Annotated in this window: 7 protein-coding genes; all 7 read left to right on the top strand. The window is 64.0% G+C overall.

Going from position 1 to position 12,842, the window contains the following annotated elements; translation table 11 throughout:
• The first annotated feature begins 69 nt into the window (after positions 1–69).
• Positions 70–1,461, top strand: coding sequence for a TAXI family TRAP transporter solute-binding subunit (locus tag ACFSQR_RS12985; RefSeq protein WP_377730287.1), 1,392 nt, complete (start codon positions 70–72; stop codon positions 1,459–1,461).
• Positions 1,462–1,681: 220 nt separating this feature from the next.
• Positions 1,682–3,100: a type I glutamate--ammonia ligase gene (gene glnA / locus ACFSQR_RS12990; protein WP_377730275.1), complete on the top strand. Its 1,419-nt coding sequence runs from the start codon at positions 1,682–1,684 to the stop codon at positions 3,098–3,100.
• A gap of 112 nt (positions 3,101–3,212) precedes the next feature.
• Positions 3,213–3,704, top strand: a complete 492-nt coding sequence (locus ACFSQR_RS12995) for a DUF4124 domain-containing protein (protein WP_377730278.1) — start codon at positions 3,213–3,215, stop codon at positions 3,702–3,704.
• Positions 3,701–4,780, top strand: a complete 1,080-nt coding sequence (gene glnL, locus ACFSQR_RS13000; RefSeq protein WP_377730279.1) for a nitrogen regulation protein NR(II) — start codon at positions 3,701–3,703, stop codon at positions 4,778–4,780. The genes ACFSQR_RS12995 and glnL overlap by 4 nt, the downstream gene beginning before the upstream one ends.
• A 48-nt stretch (positions 4,781–4,828) precedes the next feature.
• Entirely contained in the window at positions 4,829–6,244 is a 1,416-nt protein-coding gene (ntrC, locus tag ACFSQR_RS13005; RefSeq protein WP_377730281.1) for a nitrogen regulation protein NR(I), read from the top strand.
• A 219-nt stretch (positions 6,245–6,463) separates the two neighbouring features.
• Positions 6,464–9,415 carry a carboxypeptidase regulatory-like domain-containing protein gene (locus tag ACFSQR_RS13010; RefSeq protein WP_377730283.1) on the top strand — a complete coding sequence of 984 codons (2,952 nt, stop codon included), beginning with the start codon at positions 6,464–6,466 and terminating at the stop codon, positions 9,413–9,415.
• A 352-nt stretch (positions 9,416–9,767) separates the two neighbouring features.
• Positions 9,768–12,650, top strand: coding sequence for a TonB-dependent receptor plug domain-containing protein (locus tag ACFSQR_RS13015; protein WP_377730284.1), 2,883 nt, complete (start codon positions 9,768–9,770; stop codon positions 12,648–12,650).
• The last annotated feature ends 192 nt before the right edge of the window (positions 12,651–12,842 follow it).

The raw sequence follows: 12,842 nt of genomic DNA on the forward strand, positions 1-12,842 counted from the left end.
ACGACCGCACGCTTGCGCTGGCGGGTTTTTATTGGCATGGTGTCAAGCATGAAAAAACTGCGCCGCACGATGACCAAGATCCGCAAATTCACCCAGTTCTCCCTGCGCGACCTGCTCGCCACCTCCGCGCCGATGCTGGCGCTGGTGGCCGTGCTGTGCTACCTCGCCTACCTGCTGGTCGATCCGACCCCGCCGCGCACCGTCACGCTGTCCACGGGCCAGTTCAACAGCGCCTACGAGGAATTCGCCAGGAAGTACGCCGCCGAACTGGCGCGCGACGGCATCAAGGTCACGCTGCGCCCTTCGCTCGGCTCGGCCGAGAACCTGCAGCGCCTCCTGGACGGCAAGACCGACATCGCCTTCGTGCAAAGCGGTTCGGCGACCGGCAACGAGAAGGCGAAGGAACAGCTGATCTCGATCGGCAGCCTGTTTACCGAACCGGTGTGGCTGTTCCTGCGCGACTCGGCCAAGGTGGACCAGCTCACCGACCTGCGCGGCCTGAAGATCAACCTGGGGCCGGAGGGCACCGGCGTGCCCAAGCTGTTCCGCGAAATCCTCGACAGTAACGGCGTCGAGCCCGGACAGCTCACCATCGGCGCGCTGGAAAACACCCCCGCCACCGTGGAGCTGCTGGAAGGGCGCATCGACGGCCTGGTGTTCTCGTCGGCGCCGGAGTCTCCGCTGATCCAGATGCTGCTGCAAACGCCCGGCATCCGCCTGTTTAATTTTTCCCAGGCCGAGGCGTACACGCGCCGCCTGCCGCACCTGACGCACGTGCTGCTGCCGCGCGGGATCGTCGACCTGGGCCGCGACCTGCCGGCCCAGGACTACCACCTGATCGCGCCGACCGCCACGCTGGTCGCGCGGCGCGACCTGCATCCGGCGCTGGTGCAGCTGTTCGTGCAGGCCGCCAGCGGCATCCACGGCGGCACCGGCTGGTTCCAGCGGCAGGGCGAATTCCCGTCCGAGAAGTTCACCGAAATCCCGGTGGCGCGCGCGGCGTCCAAGTTCTACAAGGACGGGCCGCCGTTCCTGCAGCGCTACATGAGCTTCTGGCTGGCCAACCTGCTCGACCGGATGTGGGTGGTCGTGGTGGCGCTGGCGGCGCTCTGGATTCCGCTGTCGCGCGTGCTGCCGCCGTTGTATGTGTGGCGGGTGCGCTCGCGCGTGTTCCGCTGGTACGGGCAGCTGCGCAAGGTCGAGCAGCAGCTCGACGCGGCGGGGCCAGACGCCGACCGCGCCGAGCTGGCGCGCATCCTGCTGCAGCGCCTGGACCAGATCGAGGAGGGCGCCAACCGGGTCAGCCTGCCGCTGGCGTTTGCCGATGTCCTGTACGGGCTGCGCAGCCACATCAACCTGGTCCGCCAGCGCATCCGCGCCACCGTGCTGCGCAAGGAACACGCCGTTCCCGCGAGCGAGGGGCTCCCCGCCGAACCCAAAGCAGTGCCTGACGCACCGTAGTTCACCTCTGCGGGGATGATCGATGCGCCCCCGAATGGTGCTTGTTTGGTAAAATGCACCGTTTTGGTGCGCGGAAATGAATAAGCTCTGCCGTTTGCGCCCCGCAGGCAAGCATTGTTTGCACCGGAAGCCCGGCAGGCACAGGCTGTTTGCAGAGCTGGCACGGATCCTGCATATTGTTCGGTCATCGTAGGCACCCATTTTTACCAGGAGATATCCAATGGCAGCAAGGACACCCGCAGACGTTCTGCAAATGGTCAAGGACAACGAAGTCAAGTTCGTCGATTTTCGTTTCGCGGACTTCCGCGGCAAAGAGCAGCACGTGACCGTGCCGGTTTCGCACTTCGACCTCGACAAGTTCGAGTCGGGCCATGCCTTCGACGGCTCGTCGATGGCCGGCTGGAAGGGCATCGAAGCGTCCGACATGCTGCTGGTTCCTGATCCGAACACCGCCCAGATCGACCCGTTCATGGAAGAGACCACGCTGTTCATGCAGTGCGACGTGGTGGAGCCGGCCGACGGCAAGGGCTACGACCGCGACCCGCGCTCGATCGCCAAGCGCGCCGAAGCCTACCTCAAGTCCTCCGGACTGGGCGACACCGCCTTCTTCGGCCCTGAGCCCGAGTTCTTCATCTTCGACTCCGTGCGCTGGAAGATCGACATGTCCGGCTGCTTCGTGAAGATCGATTCCGACGAAGCGTCCTGGTCCACCGACAAGGTCATGGAAGGCGGCAATCCCGGCCACCGTCCGACCGTCAAGGGCGGCTACTTCCCGGTCCCGCCGGTCGATTCGTTCCAGGACATGCGCTCGGAAATGTGCCTGATCCTCGAATCGCTGGGCATCCCGGTCGAAGTGCACCACCACGAAGTGGCGGGCGCCGGCCAGAACGAAATCGGCACCAGGTTCTCGACCCTGGTCGAGCGCGCCGACTGGACCCAGAACATGAAGTACGTGATCTGGAACGTCGCGCACAGCTACGGCAAGACCGCCACCTTCATGCCGAAGCCGGTCGTGGGCGACAACGGTTCGGGCATGCACGTGCACCAGTCGATCTGGAAGGACGGCAAGAACCTGTTCGCCGGCGACGGCTACGCGGGCCTGTCCGACACCGCGCTGTTCTACATCGGCGGCATCATCAAGCACGCCAAGGCGCTGAACGCGATCACCAACCCGGGCACCAACTCATACAAGCGCCTGGTGCCTGGCTACGAAGCGCCGGTCAAGCTGGCCTACTCGGCACGCAACCGCTCCGCGTCGATCCGCATCCCGCACGTGGCGAACCCGAAGGGCCGCCGCATCGAGACGCGCTTCCCGGACCCGCTGGCCAACGTGTACCTGTGCTTCGCCGCGCTGCTGATGGCCGGCCTGGACGGCATCCAGAACAAGATCCACCCGGGCGAGGCGGCATCGAAGGACCTGTACCACCTGCCGCCTGAGGAAGACGCGCTGATCCCGACCGTCTGCTCCTCGCTGGAAGAGGCGCTGGACAACCTGAACCGCGACCGCGAGTTCCTGACCCGCGGCGGCGTGTTCACCGACACCATGATCGACGCCTACATCGAGCTGAAGATGCAGGAAGTGCAGCGCATGCGCATGACCACGCACCCGGTCGAATTCGACATGTACTACTCGCTGTAATTGCAACCGGATGTAAAAGGCGCGGGCAGGCGGTAAGCTTGCTCGCGCTTTTTTTCATCCCTGTTGTATAGTCGGGAATTGGTTCATTTTGATGCCCGAAGCAAACATGCGAATGACAAGCAGACAATCGATTGCAGCACTGGCACTGTTCGCCGCAGCGGGCAGCGCATCGGCGAGCCCGATCTACCTGTGCGTGGACGCGCAGGGCCGCAAGGAGCTGACCGATACCAACCGGCGCGGCTGCAAGGCGCTCGACCTGCCCGACTCGATCCCGGCCCCGGCACGCGCGCAGGAGCCGGCGCCGGCACGCACGCGCACCCAGGCCGCGCCGGCGCCGTCGCCGGCCGACTTCCCGCGCGTGGACACCAGCGAGCAGCGCGCCCGCGACGACGACCGCCGCGGCATCCTGAACGAAGAGCTGCGCCTGGAACAGCAGAAGCTCAACGAGCTCAAGGCCGAATACAAGAACGGCGAGCCGGACCGCCTGGGCAACGAGCGCAACTACGCCAAGTACCAGGAGCGCGTGGCCAACCTGCGCGACGCGATCGGCCGCTCGGAGCGCAATATCGAAGCGCTCAAGCGCGAGATCTCCAACATTCGATGACCACCCCGGCCTCCAGCGCGCCGACCAAGCCGGAGGCCGCCACCATCCTCGACCTGCTGGCCACCGGCGTGCTGCTGGTGGATGCAGAGGGCCGGGTCGCCTACGCCAACCCGGCCGCCGAGAACCTGCTCGAGACCTCCAGCCGGGCGCTGCTGCGCCAGCCCCTGTGGTCGCTGTTTACCGATGCCGCCGGCCTGCGCAGGCTGTGCGCGCAGGCGCTCGAGCAGCAGCCCACCGACTTCCGCCAGGACCTCACGCTCGCCCGCCCGGGCCGCGAGCCGCTGCACGTGCACGCGGCGGTCAGCGCGCAAGGCAGCCAGGTGGTGCTGGAACTGCGCGAGAACGTGCACCAGCTCAAGCTCGACCGCGAGGAGCGGCTGCTGGAGCAGGGCCAGGCCAACAAGGAACTGGTGCGCAACCTGGCCCATGAAATCAAGAACCCGCTGGGCGGCATCCGCGGCGCCGCGCAGCTGCTGGAACGCGAGCTGCCCGCGGCAGCCGGCCTGTCCGAATACACCCAGGTGATCATCAAGGAGGCGGACCGGCTGCAAACGCTGGTGGACCGCCTGCTGCTGCCGCACCGCCAGCCGCACATCGTCGGCGACGTCAACATCCACGAAGTGCTGGAGCGGGTGCGCAGCCTGGTGCAGGCCGAGTTCCCGGCGGGCCTCGACGTGGTGCGCGACTACGACGCCTCGCTGCCCGAGTTCAGGGGCGACAAGGCGCAGCTGATCCAGGCGGTGCTGAACATCGTGCGCAATGCCGCGCAGGCGCTGGCGGCGCAAATCGCCGGCGGCGGCGCGCGCATCGTGCTGCGCACCCGCGTGGCGCGCCAGGTCACGCTGGCCAAGGTCCGCTATCCGCTGGCATTAGACTTGCATATCATTGATAACGGACCGGGCATTCCGGACGCGCTGCTGGACCATATCTTCTTCCCGCTGGTGTCGGGCAGGGAAGGGGGCAGCGGGCTGGGCCTGACGCTGGCCCAGACCTTCGTGCACCAGCACCAGGGCGTGATCGAATGCGAGAGCCGGCCGGGCTGCACGGATTTCCGCATCCTGCTGCCGTTACCGTAATGCCGTCATCCCAGCCTTTGCCGGGACGACGGGTGACTGAGCGAACCTATGAAACCAATCTGGATCGTCGACGACGACGCCTCAATCCGCTGGGTGCTGGAAAAAGCGCTGGCCCGCGAAAACTTCCCCACCCGTAGTTTCGGCAACGTGCGCGACGCGCTGGCCGCGCTCGAACAGGAAGCCCCGCAGGTGCTGGTGTCGGACATCCGCATGCCTGGCGAATCGGGCCTGGAACTGCTGCAGGCCGTGAAGGCGCGCCACCCCGGCCTGCCGGTCATCATCATGACCGCCTACTCGGACCTCGATTCGGCCGTGGGCGCCTTCCAGGGCGGCGCCTTCGACTACCTCGCCAAGCCCTTCGACATCGACCAGGCGGTCGGCCTGATCCGGCGCGCGCAGGCCGAGAGCGAGCGCGAGGCCGCGGTCGACAGCGGTCCCGCCGCCGCTCCGGAGATCCTCGGCCAGGCCAAGGCGATGCAGGAAGTGTTCCGCGCCATCGGGCGCCTGTCGCAGTCGAGCGCCACGGTCCTGATCACGGGCGAGTCTGGCACCGGCAAGGAACTGGTGGCGCGCGCCCTGCACAAGCACAGCCCGCGCGCGCAGCAGCCCTTCGTGGCGATCAACACGGCCGCGATCCCGTCCGAACTGCTCGAATCCGAGCTGTTCGGCCACGAGCGCGGTGCCTTCACCGGGGCGCAGGCCATGCGGCGCGGCCGCTTCGAGCAGGCCGAGGGCGGCACCCTGTTCCTCGACGAGATCGGCGACATGCCGCTCGAGCTGCAGACCCGCCTGCTGCGCGTGCTGTCGGACGGCCACTTCTACCGCGTCGGCGGCCACCAGCCGATCCGCGCCGACGTGCGCGTCATCACCGCCACCCACCAGGACCTGGAAGCGCGCGTGCGCGACGGCCGCTTCCGCGAAGATTTATACCACCGCCTGAACGTGATCCGCCTGCGTTTGCCCAGCCTGCGCGAGCGCCGCGAGGACATTCCGCTGCTTGTTCGTCACTTTTTGGCGCGCAGCGCGCAACAGCTCGGCGTGGAGGCCAAGCAGACCAGTCCCGCCGCGCTCGCCTTCCTGCAAGGCTGCGACTTTCCCGGCAACGTGCGCCAGCTGGAAAACCTGTGCAACTGGCTGACCGTGATGGCGCCCGGGCAGGTGGTCGATGTCGGCGACATGCCGCCCGAACTGCTGAAATCGGCCGCGGGCCCCGCCGCGGCAGGCGCGCAGGCGGGCGGCGGCGACTGGGCCGCCCTGCTGGAGCGGGAAGTGGTCTGCATGCTGGACGCCGGCAGGGAAGGGCTGATGGAAGAACTGGCGCGGCGTTTCGAGTCGACCCTGATCCGCGCCGCACTCAAACACACGCATGGCCGGCGCCTGGAAGCGGCGGCGAAACTCGGCATGGGACGTAATACCATTTCCCGCAAAATTTCCGAACTTGGAATTGATGGTTACAGCGACTAAAGGTCATCAATACAACATACTTATGTTCGGTTAAAAATAGCATGTTCCTTCTAGGCTGTTGTTTAACTGCGTATTGATCTATGCGCATTTGACACAAATCTAGTCGATATGTTCCTATGATGAATGGCTGCCCCGGGGGTGGCCAGCACGGCTCACCACGGGCACCTGCCCGGCGGCGCCTGCCTCCCTCCAGGGAGGCTTTTTATTTATAGGAATCACATGTTGAAAAAAACTGTACTTGTACACGCGTTGTCCCTCGCATTCAGCGCGGGCCTCGCCACGGTGGCCGTTTCGACCACCGCGTACGCCCAATCGCAAACGACCGGTGCGGTCAGCGGCCAGGCAGTAGCAGGCTCGGTGATCACGGTAGAAAACAAATCGATCGGCCTGTCGCGTAAAGTGACGGCCGGCGCGGACGGCACCTTCAGCCTGACCCAGCTGCCACCAGGCAGCTACCTGCTGAAGACCACCTACGCCGACGGCAGCAGCGAAGAGCTGGCCGTGACGGTTGTGGCCGGTGAAGGTTCGAGCGCGGCATTCGCCGGCCCGTCCGCCGGCAACAAGGTGGTCGTGACAGGCCGCGCATCGCGCATCGACGTCAAGTCGCCGGAATCCTCGCTGGTCCTCAACAAGGAAGCGATCGACCGCGTGCCTGTGACCCGCGACGTGACCGCCGTGGCGCTGCTGGCGCCAGGCGCGACGCAGGGCGACAGCCGCATCGGCCAGACCAGCCTGCGCGGCGGCAACGTGCCTTCGCTGGGCGGCGCATCGCCAGCGGAAAACGTGTACTACATCAACGGTTTCAACGTCACCAACTCCGTCAACGGCGTGGCGTTCAACCAGGTTCCTTTCGACGCCATCGGCTCGCAGCAGGTCAAGACCGGCGGCTACGGCCCCGAGTATGGCCGTTCGCTGGGCGGCGTGCTGTCGGTAACGACCAAGCGCGGCACCAACGAGTGGAAGGGCGGCGTCAACGTCATTTACCAGCCTGAGTCCCTGACCGGCTCGTCCGTCTATGGCGAGAAGTCGGTCAACGACGGCAAGTGGCACCTGCACAACCGTCCAGGCGGCACCGACGACCTGAAGTCGAACCTCTGGCTCGGCGGCCCGGTCATCGAAGACAAGCTGTTCATCTTCGGCCTGGTGCAGGCGGCAAACGTCAAGAGCAAGACCTACGGCGTGACCGAGCAGACCGAAATCAAGTCGACCTCGCCGCAGTACCTGATCAAGGCTGACTGGAACATCGACGACTCCAACACCCTGGAATTCACCGCGTTCTCGGACAAGACCGAAGACACGCTGGTCACCTGGAAGTCGCCAGTGGCGTACAGCACCGCACGCGGCGAAAAAGTCGGCACCGACGAATTCACCTCCGGCGGCGAAAACCTGATCGGCAAGTACACCACCTGGATCAACGACGACCTGACCGTGTCGGCCATGTACGGCGTGGGCAAGTACAACCGCCAGTCGGCCATCGAAACCGCGCTGACCTGCCCGTACGTCGTGAACCGCCTCGGTTCGCCGGCACGCAAGGTCGGTTGCGCGACCACCTCGCTGATCACCGATCCGAACGCGAACGACAAGCGTACCGCCTTCCGCCTGGACGCCGAGTGGAACCTGGGCGCCCACGGCCTGCGCTTCGGCATGGACAACGAGAAGTATGAAGTGGTGGACGGTTCGTCCTACTCGGGCGGCGCTGTGATGCAGGTGTACAACCTGGCAGCCGGCTCGAAGATCGCCAACGGCTATGTGAACAACAGCGGCGCGCCGATGCAGTACGTGGCCGTGCGCAAGTTCGAAAACGGCGGCGTGTTCACCACCAAGAACTCGGCCTTCTACATCGAAGACAACTGGCAAGTCACCAAGAACGTGGTTGCCAACCTGGGCCTGCGTTCGGAATCGTTCGAGAACTTCAACGCCGAAGGCACTCCGTTCATCAAGGTGGACAACACCTTCGCTCCACGCCTGGGCCTGGTCTGGGACGTGAAGGGTGACCAGACCACCAAGCTGTTCGCCAACGCTGGCCGTTACTACATCCCTGTGATGTCGAACACCAACGTGCGTCTGGCTGGCGTCGAGACCGACTACACCGACTACTACCGCTTCGGCGGCACGTTCTCGGCCGACCGCTACTCGCTGCCAGCACTGGGCGAGCAACTGGGCGAGCGCACCGTGAACGGCGACGGCACCGCAGCCGACCCGCGCACCGTGGTCGATCCGGACATCAAGCCGATGTACCAGGACGAGTTCATCCTGGGCGCGCAGCAGTCGCTGGGCAACCGCTGGACCGTGTCGGCCAAGCTGACCCACCGCAACCTGAAGTCGGTCATGGACGACGTCTGCAACGGCGAAGGCGCCGCGAACTGGGCAACTGACCAGGGCTACGACGCCGACGAGATCGATGCGATCGCCGGTACCGTCGACCACTGCTTCCTGTACAACCCGGGCGGCGACCTGAAGGCGAACGTCGACCTCGCGGGCGACGGCAACCTGACCGAAGTCGTGATCCCTGCTTCGTACCTGAAGTTCCCTAAGCCAAAGCGTACCTACAACGCACTGGAGCTGGGCTTCGAGCGCGCATGGGACGGCAAGTGGAGCGTCCAGGGTTCGTACGTGCTGGGCTTCAACAAGGGCAACACCGAAGGCTACGTGAAGTCGGACATCGGCCAGGACGACGCCGGCATCTCGCAGGACTGGGATTACCCGGGCCTGGCGGAAGGTTCCTACGGCTACCTGCCGAACGACCGCCGCCACACCCTCAAGGTGTTCGGTTCGTACCAGGTGCTGCCGGAACTGCGCATTGGCGCGAACGTGCTGGTGCAGTCGGGCCGTCCACGTAACTGCCTCGGCTACTACGCCGGTAACATCGACTCCGTGTCGATCCTGTACCGTTCCGCTTCGTTCTGGTGCAATGGCAAGCTGAACGAGCGTGGCACCATCGGCCGTACCGACTGGATGCGTGAACTGTCGCTGCAGGCTACCTACGAGCCGAAGTGGATGAAGGGCCTGACCTTCCAGGTCGACGCCCTGAACGTGTTCAACGAGCGCACTGTCCGCTCCGTGGAAGAAGCTGCTGAAACCGGTATCGGTTCCTGGAGCCCGACCTACGAGCAGCCGATCGGCATCCAGAACCCACGTCGCTTCCGCTTCACCGCGCAGTACGAGTTCTAAGCCGCCAGGCCTGGTTCCGGCCTTGCGCCGGACCCTGATCTGCAGGAAAAGCCGCCCCTCGGGGCGGCTTTTTTTATTTGTTCCCCGGAAGTTGTCGGAAAAGTGTAACTGTTGCGTTCGTACCAAAAATGGGAGTTTGCAGTTTGACATTGCTCATATGACTATGGTTCCATCTGTGACTTAACAATCCACCACAATGAGGTTTGGATAGTTAGTTGGTTTCTGGCAGGTTTTGGAGACGCCAGGGACGTTGATTCATCAGGGTTTTTCATCAAAAGGAAATACAATGCTAAGAAAAACTGTATTGGTACACGCGTTGTCGGTCGCGTTTACTGCCGGTCTCGCGACTGCAGTGATCGCTCCACCAGCCTACGCGCAGGCCCAGGCCGGTTCCATTTCGGGCCAGGCGACTGCCGGTTCGGTCATCACCGTCGAAAACAAGGCGATCGGTTTCTCGCGCCGCGTGACGGTCGGTGCCGATGGTTCGTTCAACGTGACCCAGCTGCCGCCAGGTAGCTATGTACTGAAGACCACCTATGCCGACGGCACCAGCGAAGAGCTGGCCGTCACCGTGAGCCCAGGCGTGGCAACCGGCGCAATGTTCGCTGGTCCATCGGCTGGCCAGAAAGTGGTCGTGACCGGCCGCGCTTCGCGCATCGACGTGAAGTCGCCGGAATCCTCGATGGTCCTGAACAAGGAAGCGATCGACCGCATCCCTGTGACCCGTGACGTGACCGCAGTTGCACTGCTGGCCCCGGGCGCAGTGCCGGGCGACTCGCGTATCGGCCAGAGCGGTTCGCGCGCCGGTAACGTTCCATCGCTGGGCGGCGCATCGCCAGCGGAAAACGTGTACTACATCAACGGCTTCAACGTCACCAACAACCTGAACGGCGTGGCATTCAACCAGGTGCCATTCGACGCGATCGCAGCGCAGGACGTCAAGACCGGCGGCTACGGTCCTGAATACGGCCGTTCGCTGGGCGGCGTGCTGTCCGTGACCACCAAGCGTGGTACCAACGAGTGGAAGGGTGGCGTCAACGTCATCTGGCAAGCGGGCGACCTGGAAGGTTCCTCCGTGTACACCGAGAAGTCGACGTCCGACGGCCGCTGGCACCTGCACAAGCGTCCAGGCCAGACCGACGACCTGAAGTCCAACCTGTGGCTCGGCGGTCCTGTCATCCAGGACAAGCTGTTCGTATTCGGCCTGGTTCAGGGTTCGAACTACAAGCGCAAGATCTTCGCCAATACGACCCAGGAAGAGATGGAGTCGAATTCGCCACAGGGCCTCGTCAAGGTTGACTGGAACATCAACGACAGCAACACGTTCGAGATCACCGGCTTCAGCGACAAGACCGAAGACGAAATCACCACCTGGCGCCAGGTCACTCCGTACCACACCGCCAAAGGCGAGCGTATCGGTACCGACACCTTCACCAACGGCGGCACCAACGTCATCGCCAAGTACACCTCGTGGCTGACCGATGACCTGACCATGTCGGCAATGTACGGCGTCGGCAAGTACAACCGCAAGTCGGACATCGAAACCGCATCGTGCATGTGGATCGACGACGTGCGTACCACCCCGACCCAGCACAAGGGTTGCGCAACCGTGGTCAACATCACCGACCCGAACGCGAACGACAAGCGCGAAGCGTATCGCCTCGACGCTGAATGGTCGCTGGGCGCGCACACCCTGCGTGCTGGTCTCGACCACGAGCAGTACGACGTGGTGGACGGCACCGTGGCATCGGGCGGCTTCCAGGTCTCCGTGCAGCCGCTGGCTGCCGGCGGTGAGCTGAACAACGGCTACGTCAACAACAGCGGCGCGCCGATGGACGTGGTGGCAATGCGCCACTTCGAAAACGGCGGTATCTTCACCACCAAGAACTCGGCATGGTACGTGCAGGACAGCTGGCAGGTCACCAAGAACCTGGTCGCTGACCTCGGTATCCGTAACGAGTCGTTCAAGAACCTGAACGCCAACGGCGTCTCGTTCATCGACGTGAAGAACACCTGGGCGCCTCGCCTGGGCCTGGTGTGGGACGTGAAGGGTGACCAGCAGACCAAGGTGTACGCAAACCTGGGCCGCTACTACATCCCTGTCATGTCGAACACCAACGTCCGTCTGGCTGGCGCCGAGAGCGACTACACCGACTACTACGCCTTCACCGGCGCCTTCGGTCCTGCTCCACAGCAGAACCCTGGCCTGGGCGCGCAACTGGGCCCACGCCTGGTGACCTCGAACGGCGAAGCTGGCGATCCACGCTCGGTGGTCGATCCTGACATCAAGCCGATGTACCAGGACGAGTTCATCCTGGGCGCACAGCAGGCACTGGCAAACCGCTGGACCGTGGGCCTGAAGTTCACCCACCGCCGCCTGCAGTCCGTGATGGACGACGTGTGTAACGACGAAGGCGCAATCGATTGGGCACTGGCCAACGGCTACACCCAGGACCAGGCAGATGCAATCGGTGGCGCAATCGGCCACTGCTTCCTGTACAACCCGGGCGGCGACCTGAAGGCGAACATCGACATCGACGGCAACGGCACCCTGAAGCTGATCACGATCCCTGCAGCGGCGCTGAAGTTCCCGAAACCAGAGCGTAAGTTCAACGCCCTGGAGTTCAGCTTCGAGCGCGCTTGGGATGGCGTCTGGACCGTTCAAGGTTCGTACGTGCTGAGCTTCAGCAAGGGTAATACCGAAGGCTACGTGAAGTCGGACATCGGCCAGGACGACGCAGGCATCTCGCAGGACTGGGACTACCCAGGCCTGGCTGAAGGTTCCTACGGCTACCTGCCGAACGACCGTCGCCACGCGCTGAAGCTGTGGGGCTCCTACCAGGTCCTGCCGGAACTGCGTATCGGCGCCAACCTGCTGCTGCAATCGGGTCGTCCGCTGAACTGCTTCGGCTACTACACCGGTAACCTCGACCACGTGTCCGTGTACTACGGCGCATCGTCGTTCTACTGCGGCAGCAAGCTGAACCCACGCGGTTCGCGCGGCCGTCTGCCATGGACCCGTGACCTGTCGCTGCAGGCTGTGTACGAGCCGAAGTGGCAGAAGGGCCTGTCGTTCCAGATCGATGTGCTGAACATCTTCAACGAACGTGGCGTCACTTCCGTGCAGGAACGCGGCGAAATCTCGGCTGCAAACACCCCACGCCCAGCGTACCTGCAGCCACTGTCGCTGCAGAACCCACGCCGCGTGCGCCTGACCGCAGCCTACGAGTTCTAATACTCGCGTTGGACAAGCCCGGCGCAAGCCGGGCAGCTTCGACAACCAATGCCGCCCTTCGGGGCGGCATTTTTTTTGGCTATGTCCACGTTAAGTGTGGAACCTGAAAGCAAGCATCCGGTCAAACCAAGTAGCTCTTCTGGAGGACTTGGCCATGCGGAAGCAAGAATTCGAGGTTTGGTTGTGCGGGTT

The organism is Pseudoduganella sp. GCM10020061, from assembly GCF_042683405.1.
In the GTDB taxonomy this organism is placed as follows: domain Bacteria; phylum Pseudomonadota; class Gammaproteobacteria; order Burkholderiales; family Burkholderiaceae_D; genus Telluria.

Coding starts and splice junctions, on each gene's coding strand:
- ACFSQR_RS12985 (WP_377730287.1), top strand. CDS start 70: ATGACCAAGATCCGCAAATTCACCCAGTTCTCCCTGCGCGACCTGCTC.
- glnA (WP_377730275.1), top strand. CDS start 1,682: ATGGCAGCAAGGACACCCGCAGACGTTCTGCAAATGGTCAAGGACAAC.
- ACFSQR_RS12995 (WP_377730278.1), top strand. CDS start 3,213: ATGACAAGCAGACAATCGATTGCAGCACTGGCACTGTTCGCCGCAGCG.
- glnL (WP_377730279.1), top strand. CDS start 3,701: ATGACCACCCCGGCCTCCAGCGCGCCGACCAAGCCGGAGGCCGCCACC.
- ntrC (WP_377730281.1), top strand. CDS start 4,829: ATGAAACCAATCTGGATCGTCGACGACGACGCCTCAATCCGCTGGGTG.
- ACFSQR_RS13010 (WP_377730283.1), top strand. CDS start 6,464: ATGTTGAAAAAAACTGTACTTGTACACGCGTTGTCCCTCGCATTCAGC.